We start from the raw sequence: 17995 nt of genomic DNA, 5'->3' as shown, positions 1-17995 counted from the left end.
GGCGACTGCCGTGCCTCTTGCGTCCCGTGATCCTGCCTTACCGCCCTCAACCCCGTCCCTGACCGGGGACCTGTCATACAGGCTCCTCCCGTCTGCGTTTGGCTGACTGCGACTCAAGGCAAGTTGAACACTCTCCGGCCCCTCGTGATCTGCCCGGGGGGCCCGCCTGTCGGCCGTACGACACCGTTTCGCTGGGGGAAGGCGGCCCTGGCCGGGTTTCAGGGCTTCGTGGCCACGACCAGTTCGAAGGGGCCGGGACGCACGTGCGCCTGCGTGAAGCCCGCGGCGGTGAGCGCGTCCAGGTAGAACTCCACCTCGCGCAGCCGGCTTGAGCACGCGTCCACGCCGATGAGGAAGTAGGACCAGAAGAACTGGGCCGCCAGCCGCTCCGGGGTGCGGAACTCCTCGCAGATGAGCACGCGGCCACCCGACGGCAGCGCCGCGAAGGCCGCCTGCATCAGCGAGCGCGCCACCTCCGCGGGCCAGTCATGCAGCACGCGCACGAACGACAGCGCGTCGTAGCCCTTCGGCAGGGGCTCGCGCAGGAAGTCGCCGCCCACGAAGCCCAGCCGCGTCGCCGGTAGCCCCGCGCGCTCGCGCGTGCGCGTGACGAGCGGCTCGGTGGCGGGCAGGTTGTAGACGTCCACGGACAGGGACGCGTGCTCGCGCAGCAGGTGCTCCGCGAGCGTGCCGTCACCGCCGCCCACGTCGAGCAGCCGCGCCCCGGAGGGCCACAGCGCGCCCGCGTGCGCGCGGAACGTCTCCAGGATGGGGCCCAGGCCCGCGGCCATGCTGGCCTCGAAGCCCTCCACCTGTTCGGGCGTGCGCGGAGGCCAGTCGAAGGAGGCCGCGGACATCGCGTGCTGGCCGCGCAGCACCTCCGGCAGCCGGCCGTGCAGCGCCTTCCAGTCGTACTTCTCCCGGTCGCGCTCCAGCGAGCGCGGGCCCAGCACGGCGTCCGCCGCCGCGCGCAGCCCTGTCACGCCCCAGTAGCGCGTCGCCTCCAGCGCGTCCGACGGCTGCTCGCGCCGCACGAGCCCCAGGCTCTCCAGGCAGTCGAGGAACTTGTACAGCCGCGTGGGCACCAGCCCGTGCTTCGCGGACAACTCCCCCAGCGTCACCGGCCCGGGCTCCAGCGCGTCCAGCAGCCCCAGGCCCAGCGCCGTCTCCACCACGTCCAGCGCGCGCGCGCCGTTGAACAGCAGGTGCAGCAGGGCGCGCGGCGAGGCGGCCTCCCGAGACGGGGCAGGGGACGACGGTGCCGACGTTGATGCTGATGACGTCGCGGCGCTCATGCGGCCTCCTTGCGCTGCTCGTGGACGAGGGCATCCATGAAGGCATCCACCTCTTCCAGCGTATTGTAGAAGTGCGGCGCCGCGCGGAGGTAGCCCCGGTGGCTGCAGATGAAGCCGCGCGCCACCAGCCGCTTCATCACGTCCACGTCCCCCGGGAAGCGCAGCGCCACCACGCCGCCGCGCTGGTGCGGCTCTCGCGGCGTTACGACCTGCAGCCCCGCCTCATCCGCGCGGGCCATCAGGCGGGACGTGAGCTTCAGCGAGTGCTCGCGCACCGCGGCCATGCCCACGCCCTTGAGCAGCTCCAGCCCCGGCTGGGACAAGAGCACCATCAGCGGCGCGGGCGTGCCGCCCATCATCCGGCGCGCGTCCGGCGCGAAGTCCTCCGCGGCCTGGAACGCGAGCGGCGTGGCCCCGGCGAGCCACCCGGTGGCGGCGGGCCGCAGCGTGGGCAGCAACTCCGGGCGCACGTAGAGGAACGCGGCCTCGGAGCCGCCCAGCCACTTGTGCGCGCCGCCCATGAGGAAGTCCACGTCCAGCGCGTGCACGTCCACGGGCACCGTGCCCACCGTCTGGTACGCGTCCGTGGCGATGAGTGCCCCGGCCGCGTGCGCCGCCTTCGCCACGCGCGCGACATCCAGCACCGCGCCGGTGGCGAACGCGCCGTGCGACACGCAGACCAGCCGTGTGCGCTCGTCGATGGCGGCCTCCAGCAGGGCCTCGTCCACGCGGCCGTCGCGCGACGGCACCACCACCAGCTCCGCCCCGTAGCGCGCGAAGCCCTTCCAGATGAAGGGCACCGTGGGGAACTCCAGGTCGGTGACGACGACGCGGCGGCGCTCGCCGCTGAAGTCCAGGCACGTGCCCAGGCGCGACAGGTGCGCGCTCAGGTTCACGTCCAGCGCCACGGAGCCTGCCGGCGCGCTGATGAGCCCCGCCACGCCGTCCGCGTACGCCTGCATCTGCGACAGCCACCCGTCCCAGGTGTCATCGCGCCACGCGCGCATCGTGTTCCAGTAGTGCGCGAGCACTGCCTCCACCGCGCGAGGCATCGCGCCGGTGGAGTTGCTGTTGAGGTACGTGCAGCTCTGGAGCAGGGGGTACTCGGCGCGAACGGCCCCCGGGAGCACCCCCCCGCTCACGGGTGGCTCCGCAGCTCCTGCCCGAAGGACGCGTGCGCGTGCATGGGGCAGCCACCCGCGCGAGCCTGCTCGCGCAGGTCGTCCGGCGAGCGGTGCGCGCCCGTCGCGTAGCCGCCTTCGCGCTTCCAGCCCGCCGTCATCTCCACGCGCACGTCCCACAGCGCGCGGAACAGCGGCAGCGTCATCCGGCCCGCCAGCACCTGCGTGGGCAGCCCGTCCAGCGCCTTCACGGAGCGGTCCACGCCAATGGTGCGCCGCACCAGCTGGTAGTGCGCGTACAGCCAGCCCTGGAACCCCTCGTCCATGGTCACCAGGTTCTCACACACGTGCTTCAGGTCCTCGGGCCCCCCGGCCGAGTAGACCTGCAGCAGCGTCACGCCCCGGCGCGCCAGCATCCGCTCCACCGCGGACTCCAGCCCCGTCGCCGCCAGGCGGAACGTGTTGTAGCCCGGCGACTCCTGCCCGCTGCCGTTGCCCAGGCTGCGGCGGATGACCTGGTACGAGTCCGGCGTCATCGTCTCCAGCACCGCCATCTCCGCGCTGATGCACTGGAGGATCTTCTGCACCCGCCCGAGCCGGGCGACCACGGCCCACAGCGCGTCGCGGTCCATCTCCGCCACCACCTCCACCACCTCGCGCGACGCCAGCTTCAGGTACAGCTCCTGGGACTGGTGGACGATCTGGAACATCAGCTCGTCATGCGACACGCGCTCCGCTTCCGACGACTGCAGACCCAACAGCGTGGGCGTCTGCAGGTAGCGCTCGTAGTCCAGCTCGCCCTTGCCCACCCACTTCTTCAACATCGGGTTGAACAGCGGCTGCGTCAGCTCATGCTTCAGCTTTTCGGCGTGGCTGTAATCGGTCGACGAGTGCATGTCCCCTCCGGGAGGCGCAGGGATATTCGGAAGGTGGGTGGAATGCGCCCCAGTTCGGGGGGAACAGTGAGCGCGTAAAACTCTAGAAGCGACTACCTTACAGGTCTTTCTGTGGACTTCAAGTCAGCAGACCACTCGGGCTATCACTTTCCGAGAGTATTCTGGCACTGGGGGGCTGGGTGACCCGGGGGGGCCGGGCACACCCATGGTGTGGGTTCACCCAGAATCCGGGTAATTCTCATCCCTCGATAGGGGAGGGATTCCGGGCTGGAGGGGCCGTCCGGGGCTTCAAGCGCATGGCGTTGAGCTTCTGGGCCAGGTCCGCGCCCTGGACGCTCTTGGAAATGTAGCCGTCCGCGCCGGAGGCGATGGCGAGCGAGCGCAGCTTGGCCTCATCCGAGGCGGAGTAGAGGATGAAGCGGGTGCCCGGGGGCGCGTACTGGCGCGCCAGGCCCACGACCTTGTCCCCCTTGAGGGCGGGGAAGTTCACGTCGATGAGCACGAAGTCCGGCTCGGAGGCGCGCACGATGTTGGACACGCCCAGCGCGGACGTGTGGGTCTGCACGTCGAACCCGTACGCGCTCAGTGAGCGCTGTACGAGGTCGAGCAGGTCCGGATCGTCGTCCACGACCAGGACGCGCGGTTTCGGTTCAGCCATGGCTTCTCCCTAGATGCTGACGAATCGTCTCGATGAGCTGCTCGCGGTCCAGGGGCTTGGTCAGGTAGGCGGTGCAACCGGCCGCCTGGGCCTTGTCCTGGTACTCGCGGCCCGCGTGCGCCGTGACGGCGATGACGGGCACGCTCTGCCCATCCGGCAACGCCCGGAGCCTGCGGGTGACTTCCCAGCCGTCGAGTCTCGGCAGGGACAGGTCCATGAGGATGAGGTCCGGCCCGTCGTTCCGGGCCCGCTCCAGGCCCTGCTCGCCGTCCTCCGCCTCGATGAGGTCATACAGTCCGCCCAGGTACCGGCGGACGATGTCGCGGTTCTGCTCGCTGTCCTCCACGTACAGCACGCGGGGCAGCTTCCCTGCGCTCGCGGCCCGCTGGGACATCAGGAGGCCCTTCGCCTGGGAGATGACGTCCTCCAGCGCGTGGCCGCCCTTGCGCACGAAGCCGGCGAAGCCGTCGCGCAGGAGCGTCTCCTCGTCGGTGGTGAGCGTCTTGCCGGTGAGCACCACCACCGGCACGGACAGCTTCTCCGCGCGCAGCCGGCGCAGCACTTCAAAGCCGTCCAGGTTCGGCATCATCAGGTCCAGCACCACCAGGGACGGCGGCGACACGCGCGCCTTGAGCAGCGCGTCCTCGCCGTTGCGCGCCTCGTTGGTGGAGAAGCCCGCGCGGCGCAGGTTGCGGCTGACCAGCTCGCGCGTGGCCGCGTCGTCGTCCACCACCAGCACGTCGCCCGTGGCGGCCGTGGCGCCCGCGGAGGCGAGGCTCTTCTGCACCACCTCCACCAGCCGCTCCGGCTCCACCGGCTTCACCAGGTACTCGCACGCGCCCAGGCTGAAGCCGCGCGCGCGCTGCTCCTCCACCGACACGAGGATGACCGGGATGCCCGCGAGCGCGGGCTCGCTCTTGAGCTGGCTCAACACCGACCAGCCGTCCATCCGGGGCAGGTGGATGTCCAGCAGGATGGCCTGCGGCTTCAACTCCCGCGCGAGCTTCAGCGCGGCGATGCCGTCATCCGCCGTCACGACCTTGAAGCCCGCGGGCTCCAGTTGCCCGGTGACGAGCTGCTGGATGAGCGGATCATCGTCCACCACCAGCACCGTGCTGCCCGGCCGCGCCATGGGCGCGAGCTTCATGGCCACGTCCTGCACCGGCACCAGCCGCTCGGTGGCATGCGGGCTGTTGGCGCCCACGGTGGTCGCGAGCACGTCCGGCAGCCGCACCGTGAAGGTGGAGCCGCGCCCCAGCGTGCTCGTCACGTCCACGGTGCCGCCCAGCACGCGCGTCAACTCGCGCACGATGGCGAGCCCCAGCCCCGTGCCGCCCACCTTGCGCGTGGTGGAGCCGTCCACCTGGCGGAACTTCTCGAAGATGAAGGGGAGCTGGTCGGCGGGGATGCCCACGCCGGTGTCCTCCACCGTCATCAGCATCTCACCGCCGCCGGAGCTGACCACCGTGAGCGCCACCTCGCCCGTGTCGGTGAACTTGGCCGCGTTGCTCAGGAGGTTGAGCATGATCTGCCGCAGCTTCAGCGCGTCGGTGCGCACCTCGCGCGCCGGCTCGTCCACGAACACGGTGAGGGCCACGTCCTTGCCCTTGAGGTACTCCTTCACCGTGGCCATGCACTCGTCGGCCAGCTCCTGCACGTCCACCGGCTCGGTGACGACCTCCACGCGGCCCGCTTCAATCTTGGACAGGTCCAGGATGTCGTTGATGAGCGCCAGCAGCGTCTTGGCGTTCGTCTTCACCACGTTGAGGTCGCGCCGGCCGTGCGGCGTCAGGCGGCTGCCCTCCTCGCGCATCAAGAGGTCGCAGTAGCCGATGATGCCGTTGAGCGGCGTGCGGATTTCATGGCTGAAGTTCGCCAGGAACTCGCTCTTGAGGCGCACGGCGCCTTCGGCCTCGCGGGCGCGCTCCTCCTCGTTGCGCTTGGCGACGGAGAGCTCCTGGGCCAGGCGGTCCAGGTCCTCGTTCTGCTGACGGATGATCTCCATCTGCAGCGCGCGCTGCTGGTAGCTGGCGAGCGACCGGGCGGACACCGCGCGCGTCTTCTTGATCTCCTCCAGGCTGGCGGCGAGCTGCTTGTTGGCCGCCTCCAGCTCCTCCTTGGAGGCGCGCAGCATCGCCTCGTTCTGCTTGCGCTCGGTGATGTCGTCGGTGACGCCCATCACGAAGCGGGCGACGCCCTGGTCATCCACGAGGGGGATCTTGCGCGTGGCGAAGATGCGGTCCTGGCCGTCCGCGCGCGCCACCTCCTCGAACGTCTTCATCTGCCGCGTTTCGAGGATCTCCGTGTCGATGGCGACGAACGAGTCCGCCTGCTCGCGAGGGAAGTAGTCGTGGTCCAGCTTCCCCAGCAGCCATTCCTTGGTGACCTTGAAGGCGTCCGCGAAGGTCTTGTTGGCCACCACCAGCCGGCGCGTCTGGGCGTCCTTCACGAACAGCACGAAGGGCAGCGCGTCGATGATGTTGCTGAGCAGGTAGTTGGTCCGCTTCAGCTCCACGCCCGTCAGCTGGTGCTGGGCGCGCTCGGCGTGCAGGCGCAGCTCGCGCGCCACCACGAAGGGCAGGTGGCCGAAGCGGTCCTCGGTGACGTAGTCGCGCGCGCCGGCGCGCATGGCGGCCCCGAGCGTCTCCGCGCTCCAGGTGGGGGTGCTCACCACGAAGGTGAGCTCCTGCCCGCGCTTCACCCAGGCCGCCTGGATGCCCTCCCAGTTCAGCCCCGGCAGCTCCGAGCCGGCGAGCACCAGCGCCCACGGGCGCTCCATCGCGGTGTCCAGGGCCTCCACCGAGCAGGCGTGCTCGTAGGTGAGCATGGAGAGGATGTCCTCCCGCTCCAGCGCGTCGCGCATGGCGCGCGTCTCACGCTCGCTGCCCACCAGCAGCAACGCCAGGGTGTAGCCCAGGGGGGATTCCGGGGGCGCCACGTCGAGTTGGTTGGCCATTGTGTCTAGTTGGACCCGAACGCCAGCACGGTCAGCGTGGTGTTGATGTGGAACCCCGAGTAGATCTCGAACTGCACGTTCATCCCAGCAGCGGACGGTGCGAGCTTCAACGCTTCGGAGAGCTGGGGCACCACACCGGTGGCGTTCGCGTACCACATGCGTCCGCTGCAGTGGAACAGGAGGGCGGCCTGGGGGTTCTGCACGCGCCTGGGCAGCTCCTCCGCGAAGAAGTCCCGCGTCATGCCCGCCAGGTCCCCGGCCTTCATCAGGTCCAGCTCGCTGCCCTCCTCCAGGAGGTTGGCGAAGAGGATGGAACCGTCGTCCAGGGGGCGCCACGCGGCGCGGATGAAGTACTCGCGGCCCACCTTCAGGGCGGTGGGGCGCACGGCGAAGCCCTTGGGCTTGCCGAACTCCAGCTCGTCCGGGGTGACGCCCAGGATTTCGGCGTAGCGCTTCGCGGCGGGCTGCCCGTCGATTTCGAGCGCGCGCGTGTGCGTCTCATCCACCTTGGTGATGGTGAGCCGCTCGCCGGTGGGCACGTACCAGTGCGAGCGCAGCGCGGCCCAGGGGGCGCTGGTCTTGAACAGGGCCACGAGCACGCCGTCGCCGGCCACCTCGCCGTCCACGTGGATGAGCGCGGACTGGCGCGCCGGGTCCGGCTCCGAGTCGCTGGCGCCACCGCCCACGAGCACCAGCGTCTGGTTCTTCTCCAGGATGCCCAGCAGCAGCTCTTCCTTCTTGTAGCGGAAGCCGTCGTCAATCACGAGGCCGACATACCGGCGCGCGTCCAGGTCCTGCTGGCGCACGCCCAGCTCCTCGCACGCGCGCTTGATGGCCTGGGCGCCCGCGGCGATGGCGTCCCCGGTGAGCCCGCTGCCCAGGCCCAGGCCGACTTCGAAGTCACCGGAGAGCGCGCCCAGCACCACGCTGTTGCTGTGGATGCCGTTGTTGTCCAGCTCCCCGCCCGTGGTGGCGCCCACGAGCCGGGTGTCCTTCGGGAGCCGCTCGCGCACCGCGCGGTTGAGCGCACGCTGATCGCGCTGACGGGAGGCGAACAGCGTCACCAGCTTCGGCGGGGGGCCGTGAAGCTGGCGCAGGAGGTCCTCTGCGGCCGCGACGGGATCCATGAGGGTGGAACGAGCCGTCTGCATCTTCACGTGGGCCATGTCGGACCTCCTTGCGAACCCGGCCGGGGGCTAGAAGCCGCTGCCGGGGTGCGTCTTGTGACAACTGCCGGTGCACTGCTGGAACGATTCACGTCCCCCGCCGACGTACATGCTTTCGATGGGGCCGAACTTCGCCACGTGGCTGTCCGGGTAGCTCTTGTGGCACGACAGGCAGGCGGCCTTGCTCGTGCGCTGCGTGGTCTCCTTCTCCAGGTGGCAGGAGGTGCACTTCTCCAGGGGCGCGTCAAAGCGGTTGGAGCGCGAGTGGATGAAGTGCGTGCGGACGAAGATGGGCCCTTCCAGTTCGAAGCCCAGCGGAGCATGGCACGTCGCGCACGCGGCGCGGTTGTCGTTCGCATGCGCCACCTGGCTGAGTTCGCCGCCCTTGCTGTGGCAACTGGTGCAGGGGCCGGTGGTCAGCTTCGCCTCCGTGTGCGTGGGGGTACCCACCTGGATTTCGATGGTGCGGGACGCCGGGACGTCCTCGCCCAGGAACACGCGGCGGGCCTTGGCGGTGACCAGGTAGGTGCCCGGCTTCGCGTCCGCGGGCAGGCTGTACGTCCAGGTGTCGCTCACGGGCGCGTCCCAGCGGCCTTCCGTGGGGAAGAAGGCACCGCCGAAGAGCTTGTTGGCGGGCGGGAAGGTCATGAACTGGGCGTAGACGCCGTCGCGCGCCGGGGTGGCGATGGTCTGCACGTCCTGGGAGTCGTCCAGGAAGGCCTCCAGGTCGACGATGCTCCGGATGGGCTGGATGTCCTGCGCCGGCCCGATGAGCTGCGTCATCATCATCCGTTCACGGTGCTTGCGGCGGTAGTAGGTCGTCGTCGCGTCGAAGAAGGCCCGATAGTACTGGATGCCGGACTCGTGGCCGGGGGCGCCCGGCGGTGCGACCTCATTGTAGGTTGGAAGGCTGCCGGCGGGGTGCAGCCGCTGGCCCTGACCGTCCTTCAAGGTGAGCTGGAAAGTTACATCCGTACCCGGGGCATAGGTGCCGTCCTGGCGGGCGGCGGTCAGCGCCTTGATGTCGATGCCGAAGCCGTAGCCGAACGCGGGCGAGGCCTCCTGGGTGACGGGGATGAAGTAGGGGGCGAACGGGCGCAGGCTCCAGCGCAGGCGCAGGCCGCGCGTGTTCGGGCGGAAGCTGAAGGTCTGCTGCTTCGCGTGGTCGTACGCGTTGCGCAGCTCCACCAGCGCCTCCTCTTCGAAGGCCTTGGCGCCGGTGCAGTCCGTGAGGCTGACGCAGTCGCGCGTCCACTGGATGGCGCGCATGCGGCGGATGAAGAAGTCGTCGCGCTCCGCGCGGCGCTTGTTGTCGCTGCCGACGTGCAGGAGCACCGGCGTGCCGGTGAGCACCCCGCGCGCGTCCACGGGCTCCACGGTGAAGACGCTGGGGACCTTCATCCAGGCCGCGTCGCGGTAGAAGCTGCGGCGGGTGAAGGTGCCGTCGGGGTTGGACAGGCCGACGAACTCCTCGTCTGCCTTGCGCAGGCCGCCCCAGCCGAGCGCCGCGAAGTCGCTGTTCTTGCGCAGGCCGGACACGCCCTGGTCCACCGTCGTGTTGATGAAGGCGCGCAGGTCGATCTGGTTCACATAGAAGGTCTGCCCGGCCTTCACCTTCAGGGGCACGCCCTCACCGTTCTCCACTTCCAGCGCGAGCCCCACCGCCCTGTTGCCGGGGTTGCCGTGGCCGCCCGGGCGCCGCTCGTCGCTCAGGGCCTGGGACTGGGTGCTGAGCGCGTCCTGGGAGGCAGGGGCCTGCGGGTCCAGGGCGTCCTCCGGTCCACCGCAGGCGAGCGCCAGGCCGGAGAGGCCGGCGAGCAGCGCCATCGGGACGGCGGAAGCCGAGCGGGAGGTGGTGCGCGCGGACCGCGCCTGAAAAGTTCCAACTGCGCCCATGGGGGTACTCCTCGTACGCGTGATAGCGGACGCTTCCAGTAGAAGTGTCGCGGCCAGGGGACCCTTGATGCCCTTACGTCTGGGGGGACGGTAGGGGCAGGGCCGACTCGAACCCGGTTTTTACCGGGAGCAAGTAGTTTTAGCCGTACGAAGAATATCCGTAATCCACCGCAGGGTTCAACTTCTGAGAATTTTTCCGCTCAGAGGCGAATCCCGAGTGTTTGAGACTGGATGGGAGGGGTGCCTGGGGCGCAACCCACCCGGGAGGGTCATGCGCGAATCGCGGAAGCCACATCTACCGGTGCTTCCAGGGTAGCCGGGAGTTCGACGATGAACTCAGCGCCCTCTCCCGGGCGGCTGTGGACGCGGATGGTGCCGCCGTGGGCCTCCACGAGCTGGCGGACGATGTAGAGGCCCAGGCCGAAGCCGGGGGCGCGGCTGTCCGTCGTGACCCGCTCGAAGCGGGCGAAGAGGCGGGACTGGTCCTCCTGGGGGATGCCGGCGCCGTGGTCACGCACGACGAGCCGGGCGCGGCGGGCGTCAGGGTCTACCTCCACGCACACCTCCACCGGCTGGCCCCGGCCGAACTTGAGGGCGTTGCTGACCAGGTTGGTGAGGACGCGGTCCAACCGCTGGCGGTCCCACCGGCCGGGGGCGGCGCCGCGGGCGTGGACGGTGAGGGCGCAGCCGGCGGCGGCGGCCTGGTCCTCGTGGCGGGCCACCACCTCGTGCGCCAGCTCCGCCAGGTCCATGGGCCGGGACTCCAGCTCCAGCCGGCCGCCGGACAGCCGCGACAGGTCCAGCAGGTTGTGCACCAGCCGGCCCAGGCGCTTCGTCTCGTCCTCGGCCAGCAGCAGGCCCTCGCGCAGCCGCGGGTCCGGGGCGTGGGCGGGGGCGCACTGCAGGCGCAGGCGGCGCAGGCGCAGCTGGAGCGAGCTCAGCGGGTTGCCCAAATCGTGCGCGGCCACGCCGATGAGCTCCAGCGCGCCCTGCGTCGCCGCGAGGAGGCGGGCGTTGTCCAGCGCGAGCGCGGCCCGCGCGGACAGCTCCTCCACGAAGGCCTGATCCACCGCGCCGTAGCGGCGGTGCGGCTGGGTGGACAGCAGGCACAGCGCGCCCAGCACGCGGCCGTCCACGACGAGCGGCACGCTCAGGGCGGAGCGCACGCCCAGCGCGCGCCACAGCTCGCCGTAGGCGCTGTGGCTCACGGCGCCGGGCAGCCGGGTGGGGTCCACGTCCTCGAAGCGCTCCGCGCGGCCGGTGTGGACGACGCGGGCGGGGCCGGGCTCCTCCGGTGTGAGCGTGCGCAAGAGCGGTTCCCACAGCCGCGCCTGGGTGAGCGTGTCTGCGCACGCCACCGCGCCGGGGTGCACGTGGCCGTTCTCGTCCGGGAGGTAGAGCACGCACGCGTCCGCGATCTCCGGCACGCACAGCCGGGTGAGGGCGGTGCCCAGGGAATCAGCGCCGGCCTGGGACTGCAGGACGCGGCCGGCCTCGGCGAGCAGCGACTGCATGCGCTCGGTGCGCCTGCGCTCGGTGATGTCGCGCGTCACCTCCGCGAAGCCCTGCAGCCGGCCCGTCTCGTCGTACAGCGCGGTGAGCAGCGTCTCCGCCCAGAAGCGCGAGCCGTCCTTGCGCAACCGCCAGCCCTCGGACTGCAGGCGCCGCTCGCGCGCGGCCCGCTCGCGGTAGGAGGCCGGCTGCCCCCGGCCCACCGCGTCCGGCGCGTGCAGCACCTCCACGCCCTGGCCCACGATGTCCGCCGCCGCCCAGCCCGTGAGCCGCTCCGCGCCGGTGCTCCAGCAGGACACCGCGCCGTCCGGCTCCAGGAAGCACAGCGCGTAGTCCGACACGCCATCCATGAACAGGTGCAACCGCTGTTCACTCTGGAGCCGCTCGGCGTGCATGGGGCCCAGGGCGTTGCGCAGCACCATCGCCAGCGCCGTCACGCAGCCCAGGCCCAGCAGCCCCGCGACGAGCGCGCGCACGTCAGAGGCGCGGTGGAGGGAGTCGACGTCGCCCACTGCCAGGGTGCGGGCCGTGACCACCAGCGTGACGAGCAGGAACAGTCCGGCCAGCAGGCACACGGACAAACCGGCCCCCACCCTCTGTGCGAAGGTCCATTGACGCAACATGTGGCACTCCCCCCCGACGGCACCGAGTGCAGCTGTGCAGAAGGATCGCCAGCATCACTGAAAAAGTAGGCTGAGTAACATCGCACTCCCGGGCAGGGTGCCCTTTTACCCATGGATTGCTGACATGTCGGATTAGGCGGGTTTTGGTGCGGGGCGTGCTCCCGAGCAGGCGGCCAGGGGGTGTGCCTTCCCGAGCGCCCGTGAAATGGCCTTCCGGGCGCCAGGACGTTATGGAGCGCCCCCCTCTTCGCACCCGGTTGTTGCTCCTCTATGGCGTCTCTCGTCGAAGGTCTGAAGGTCCGCTACCTCCCGCAGCCCGAGTGGGGCGTGGGGCATCTGGTGTCGCTCCAGGAGGAGGGCGCCAAGGCGCTCATCGCCTTCCCGTCCCGCGAGGACGCGCCGGTGCTGGTCTCCACCCGGGGTGGGGCGCTGGTGCCGTACCCGCTGCCGAAGGGCGAACCCATCCAGACCCCGAAGGGGCGCAAGGCCACCATCCTGGGCGAGGAGCCCGGCGCGCGCGGCCTTCGCCGCTACGTGGTGCGCTTCGAGGACTCCGGCGAGGAGGACGAGCTGCCGGAGTCGGAGGTGCGCGCGCTGGCGCCGCGCTCGGACCTGCTCTCCACGCTGCGCGACGGGCGGGTGGGGGACGCGAAGGCGTTCATGCTGCGCAAGCAGGCGCTGGTGCTGGACGACGAGCGCCGGGGCGACGCGCTGGGGGCGCTGCTGGCCAGCCGGGTGATGGTGAAGCCGCACCAGGTGGGCGTGGTGCAGCGGGTGCTGTCCGCGCGCCGGCCGCGCTTCGTGCTGGCGGACGAGGTGGGCCTGGGCAAGACGATTGAAGCGGGCATGGTGTTCAGCGCGCTGCGGCTGGTGGGCCTTGCGCGCAGGTGTCTGGTGGTGGCGCCCAGCCACCTCACCGTGCAGTGGCTGGTGGAGCTGTTCCACAAGTTCAACCAGCTCTTCACGCTGATGGATTCGGACCGCTACGAGCAGTCGCTGACGGAGGCCCCGGACGTGTCGCCGTGGGCGCGCTTCCCGCTGGTGGTGACGAGCCTGGAGCTGCTCAGCCGCACGCGCGAGCACCGCGAGGAGGTGGGGGCCGAGGACGCCTTCTGGGACCTGGTCATCATCGACGAGGCGCACCACCTGAAGGGCGAGAAGGCCTTCGCCGCCGCGCAGGGGCTGGCCGCGAACAGCTGGGGCCTGCTGCTGCTCACCGCCACGCCCATGCAGTTGGACCCGGCGGAGTACCACGGGCTGCTCACCCTCATCGACGCCACCACCGCGCCCTCGGTGAAGGGCTTCGAGGAGCGGCTGCAACGCCAGGAGGAGCTGTCCGCCGCGGTGCGTGCGCTGCTGGAGGGCAGCAAGGGCGCGAAGGCCGCCGTGGCGGCGCTGGCGAAGCGCTTCCCGGAGGACGCGCGCCTTCAGACGTTGAAGGAGCCGCAGGCGCTGCTCGCGCACCTGGCGGAGACGTACAGCCTGTCGGACCGGCTGGTGCGCAACCGGCGCGCGGTGGTGGGCGGCTTCTCCACGCGAAGGCTGCACCGGCACCCGGTGAGCCCCACGCCGGAGGAGCTGCAGGCGCGCGACGCCGCGCTCGGCACGCTGGCGAAGGGCACGCTGCGAGGCGCGCCGCTGGCCAACGTGCTCCGGCGCCTGGAGTCCAGCCCCGCGGCGTTCGCGGGCGCCGTGCGGGCGAACCCCGCGCTGAAGGAGGCGGACCTCAAGCTGCCCGGCCGGGACGCGAAGTTCCTCGCGTTCGTGGGCGTGCTGCGCGACGTGTGGAAGGCGGAGCCGCGCGCGAAGGTGCTCGTCTTCACGGAGAGCCGCGACACGCTGGAGTCGCTCCAGTCGGAGCTGTCGCGCGAGGGCGTGGAGGCGCTGGGCTACCACGGCGACCTGCCGCTCTTGGAGCGCGACCGGCAGGTGGCGCGCTTCCGCGACCCGGAGGGGCCCAAGGTGCTCCTCTGCACGGAGGTGGGCGGCGAGGGCCGCAACTTCCAGTTCGCGCACCACCTGGTGCACTACGACCTGCCGTGGAGCCCCTCCACGGTGGAGCAGCGGATCGGCCGCCTGGACCGCATTGGCCAGACGCACCCGGTGGACATCCACGTCTTCGACCCCGCGGGCACGCTCGCGTCGGACGTGCTGATGCTGCTGGCGGACGCCGTGGGCGTCTTCGGTGAGACGGTGGGCGGCCTGGACGCGGTGCTGGAGGAGGTGGAGGACCGCATCGCGGAGCTGGCCCTGCTGCCCCGCGAGGCGCGCGTCGCGTACGCGGCCGAACTGAAGACGCGCGTGGAGGCGGCGCGCGCGCAGGTGACGCGCGCGTATGACCCGCTGCTGGACGTGCGCAGCTTCGACAAGCCCGCCGTCGCGAAGCTGGTGGCCCGCGCGCACGAGCGCATGGGAGAGGAGGCGCCCGAACCGGACGACGACGACGAGGAGGCCCCGCCGCTGGAGGACGGCCTCTGGAGCGTGGCGCGCGACCTGGACGAGCGGCTGGAGGAGACCGTCACGGAGCTGGCGCGCCGCGTGGGCATCAGCGTGGACACCGACGAGCAGGTGGAGGCCTTCCAGGTGGCCTTCCAGTTCGGCCACGCGCTCAATGTCGAAGGGCTGCCCGGCATCGACGTGATGCAGGACCGCACGCTGCTGGGCACCTTCTGGCGCGACACCGCCGTGGAGGCGGAGGAACTGGAGTACTTCGCCACCGGCCACCCGCTGGTGGAGGCGCTGTTCGGCTTCCTCAAGGACGGGCCCTACGGCCGCAGCGGCTTCCGCCTCATCGAGAAGCGCGGCCTGAAGAAGCCGGCGCGCGGCCTGGAGCTGCTCTTCCACGTCCAGCTCCCGGAGCCCGAGGACACCTCCCCGGGCGCGCGCGTGCCCAGCCGCCAGCTGGCGCGCTTCATGGAACGCACCCTGCTGCCCGTCGCCGTGGTGGACGGCCCGGAGGGCCCCGTGGCGGACCCGGCCGTGCTGCCCGCGCTGGAGGCGGAGGGCCGCGCCCTCAAGGGTGACGAAGTGCACCAGGCCTTCCCCGGCTTCGGCCCCTTCGTGGACGCCGCGCTCCCCGTGGCCCAGGCCGCCGCCCAGGAGGAGCTGGCCCGGCGCGCGAGCAAGGCCCGGAAGGCGCTGGAGGCCGAGCGCGATGCCGCCGAGGCCCGCCTGCGCCTCTCCCTCTCCCATCAGGGCCTGCCCCCGGAGGCGGTGGAGTCCCAGGTTGACGCGGAGCGCCAACACTATGGGCGGCTGCTGGAGGCGCTCGCGGGCGCACGCGTGGTGCTGGATGCGGCGTGCGGATTCAGCCTGAATCGTTGAATAACCGTTGGACCGGAATGGAAATGGCGTCCCATCCCATTCCGGCCATTTGACCGATTCCCCAATCAGCAAGAATCTAGGAGGAAGCCTATACCCCCCATGGCCTCCTCCGACCCCCAACGGCGGCATCGCGAATCCGGACAGGCCGCCGTGGAAGCGGCGTTGTGCATGCCGCTGGTGGTGTTCCTGGTGCTGGGGACGCTGCAGCTCTTCATGCTGCTGCAGGGCCGCATCCTGGCGCAGGTGGCGGTGTACCGCGCGGTGCGTGCGGGCAGCCTCAACCACGGCAGCTGCGAGGCGATGACGCACGCGGCGATGGTGACGATGCTGCCCACGGTGGCGTCCACCACGACGGGACCGAAGCTGGCGGCGGCCTTCGCGGACCGCGAGCGCAACTACCTGCGCGTGCGCGGCACCGAGGGCGCGCTCTTCACGGAAGGGCCCATGGTGGAGATCGTCCGCGAGTCGCCCAACGTGGGCTGGGTGCGCAGCCTGGCGGGCAACGAGGACCTGCTGTTCGACGTGCCGACGAACTCGGCGGCGGAGCTGCAGCAGCGCACGCTCGAGATCCGCATGGTGGCCTGGTACTACATGCGCATCCCGTTCGCGGACTGGGTGATGAGCCGGATGTTCCTGGCCCACTTCCGCCTGAAGAACTACACGAACGCGAACCCGCTCATGCCCACTCAGAAGAAGTCGGACTGGTGGAACGACACCGACGTGGAGCTGGGTGACGACGAGTGGCCCGGCGGTGACCTGGGTGCGCGCATGGTGCGCTGGAGCGAGCAGGGCCACTACCTGTTCCCCATCCAGGTGCACGCGGCGATGCGGATGATGAGCCCGGTGAAGGCGAACAACTTCAACGGAGGCGCTGGATGCAGCCTGCACGGCTTCTGAGGCATGGCGGGCGCGGCCGGGGACAGGCGCTGGTCCTGTTCTCGCTCACGCTCCTGCTGCTCACGTTGATGGTGCTGATGACGCTGGGCTTCGGGATGCGCGCGAAGGAGCGCGTGGAGATCCAGATGGCGGCGGACGCGGCGGCCTACAGCCAGGCCGTGTCGGTGGCGCGCACGTTCAACGCCATCGCGGTGATGAACCGCGCCCAGATTGCCCACATGGTGGCCATGGCCGGCACCCAGTCCCTCATCAGCTACAGCGGCCAGCAGTACGCGGTGGCCCGCGAGAACGGCTGCGCCATCCCCGACGCGGCCTTCTCCGCGGCGGACGATCTCGCGGGCACCCAGACGCGCATCCTCCAGGGCGCCGCGGGCGACCTGTTCCGGGCGGAGCTGGTGCTGTACGGCAACCTGCTGGGCAACGTCCTGACGGATCAGCAGCTGGCGGACCGCATCGTCCAGGCGACGGGCTCCGACCTGCGGGCCCTGCCCGGGGGCGCCGCGAAGTCGCTGATGGAGGTCAGCGGCGGCAGCGGCGGCGTGGACAGCTACGATGACCTGATGACCCAGGAGCGCACCGGCACGGTCCCGGCCACCGCCGGCGCGGTGCTGCCGACGGGCGGCAACCAGGGCCGCGCCACGCTCAACGCCACCATGGGCAGCCTGGGCTGGACGTGGGTGCACAACCGGCCCGGCGGCAGCGCGGGCTTCGGCACTGGCGGGGCCAGCGGCGCGGGCGCCGGCAGCTTCACGCACTACGCCGACGTGTCGTCCATGGACCCGTCCACCTACGACACCATCTCCGGGCGCAACTCGTGGGCGCACGACCACGGCGCGTCGCGGACGTTCGTGTGCCCCGTCAATGGCCAGCCCGTCACGGGGACGGGGGAGGGCTCCTGGGTGATGTCCGACGAGGAGCAGACCCCGCAGGACCAGCACGTCTACTCCGCGCACCCTGCGCCGGGCCAGGGCACCGAGGGCACCGACCGCGTGGACGAGCGGCACACGCTGGGCGCGTGCAACGTGTGCCCGGGCATCTGGCCCTACTCCGTGGGCTTCAACGTGGGGCTGCTCCAGGGCGGCAACCCGGGGCGCAACGACTATGGCCAGCCCAAGCTGTACGCGGTGGTGTCGCGCGACTACGCGGGCCCCGCGCGTCGCGCCCGGCCGGATCCCTGGAACCTCTACTTCCAGTTCGACTTCGCGGGCGTGAAGACGGACTTCGACAACTCCAGCCCCCTGGGCCGCATCCAGCCCACCGGCCGCGAGGACGTGCAGCGCAACCAGGTGGCCCTGTCCGCGGGGCTCGCCTACTACCACCGGCCCCGCCCGGCGGGGGACGGCGGCGGCTGGCGCGAGCCTCCCAACTTCCTCAACCCCTTCTGGCGCGCGACGCTCGCCAGCGCCGAGGGCACCATCGACGACAGCCCCGCGGCCAGCCTGTCCGCCGCGGGCTTCACCGAACACGCGGCCGCGCTGCGCCAGCTGGACGCGGCGGGCTTCCGGGGCGGCAGCTCCACGGGCGCAACCGGCCCGGCGGCAGCGCGGGCTTCGGCACTGGCGGGGCCAGCGGCGCGGGCGCCGGCAGCTTCACGCACTACGCCGACGTGTCGTCCATGGACCCGTCCACCTACGACACCATCTCCGGGCGC

Annotated in this window: 11 protein-coding genes; 3 read left to right on the top strand and 8 right to left on the bottom strand. The window is 71.0% G+C overall.

Annotated features, from left to right (window positions below; genetic code table 11):
- Positions 1-218 precede the first annotated feature (218 nt).
- The 8 genes from D7X12_RS13470 to D7X12_RS13435 all read right to left on the bottom strand — a co-directional run bounded on the left by D7X12_RS13470 (position 219) and on the right by D7X12_RS13435 (position 12123).
- Positions 219-1295 (bottom strand): methyltransferase, encoded by a 1077-nt coding sequence (locus tag D7X12_RS13470; RefSeq protein WP_120625681.1) that lies wholly within the window; start codon positions 1293-1295, stop codon positions 219-221.
- Positions 1292-2437 carry an aminotransferase class V-fold PLP-dependent enzyme gene (locus D7X12_RS13465; RefSeq protein WP_120625680.1) on the bottom strand — a complete coding sequence of 382 codons (1146 nt, stop codon included), beginning with the start codon at positions 2435-2437 and terminating at the stop codon, positions 1292-1294. The genes D7X12_RS13470 and D7X12_RS13465 overlap by 4 nt, the downstream gene beginning before the upstream one ends.
- Positions 2434-3312, bottom strand: coding sequence for a tryptophan 2,3-dioxygenase family protein (locus tag D7X12_RS13460; protein WP_120625679.1), 879 nt, complete (start codon positions 3310-3312; stop codon positions 2434-2436). The genes D7X12_RS13465 and D7X12_RS13460 overlap by 4 nt, the downstream gene beginning before the upstream one ends.
- A gap of 238 nt (positions 3313-3550) precedes the next feature.
- A complete protein-coding gene (locus tag D7X12_RS13455) occupies positions 3551-3970 on the bottom strand; it encodes a response regulator (protein WP_120625678.1) in 420 nt (139 codons plus the stop codon).
- Complete coding sequence (locus D7X12_RS13450; protein WP_120625677.1) at positions 3963-6926, bottom strand: response regulator; 2964 nt, start codon at positions 6924-6926, stop codon at positions 3963-3965. Before D7X12_RS13450 ends, D7X12_RS13455 begins: the two co-directional genes overlap by 8 nt.
- A 5-nt stretch (positions 6927-6931) precedes the next feature.
- Complete coding sequence (locus D7X12_RS13445; RefSeq protein ID WP_120625676.1) at positions 6932-8092, bottom strand: FIST signal transduction protein; 1161 nt, start codon at positions 8090-8092, stop codon at positions 6932-6934.
- A 30-nt stretch (positions 8093-8122) separates the two neighbouring features.
- On the bottom strand, positions 8123-9988 hold the full coding sequence (locus D7X12_RS13440) for a cytochrome C (protein ID WP_208718997.1): 1866 nt from the start codon (positions 9986-9988) through the stop codon (positions 8123-8125).
- Positions 9989-10257: 269 nt separating this feature from the next.
- The gene (locus D7X12_RS13435; protein ID WP_120625674.1) at positions 10258-12123 is read right to left on the bottom strand and encodes a sensor histidine kinase; all 1866 of its coding nucleotides are present in this window, start codon (positions 12121-12123) and stop codon (positions 10258-10260) included.
- 270 nt (positions 12124-12393) lie between these two features.
- On the opposite strand from D7X12_RS13435, the gene D7X12_RS13430 reads away from it, so the two are divergent.
- From D7X12_RS13430 to D7X12_RS13420, 3 genes are all read left to right on the top strand, one after another.
- Positions 12394-15447, top strand: a complete 3054-nt coding sequence (locus D7X12_RS13430; RefSeq protein WP_120625673.1) for a helicase-related protein — start codon at positions 12394-12396, stop codon at positions 15445-15447.
- A 99-nt stretch (positions 15448-15546) separates the two neighbouring features.
- Positions 15547-16344, top strand: a complete 798-nt coding sequence (locus D7X12_RS13425) for a TadE/TadG family type IV pilus assembly protein (RefSeq protein ID WP_120625672.1) — start codon at positions 15547-15549, stop codon at positions 16342-16344.
- On the top strand, positions 16323-17995 hold a 1673-nt coding region (locus tag D7X12_RS13420; RefSeq protein ID WP_120625671.1), incomplete at its 3' end, for a pilus assembly protein. The genes D7X12_RS13425 and D7X12_RS13420, both read left to right, overlap by 22 nt.

This window comes from Corallococcus sicarius (assembly GCF_003611735.1).
Lineage (GTDB): Bacteria > Myxococcota > Myxococcia > Myxococcales > Myxococcaceae > Corallococcus > Corallococcus sicarius.
Note: the sequence above shows the minus strand (reverse complement) of the source record. Positions and strands in the feature narration are given on the sequence as shown.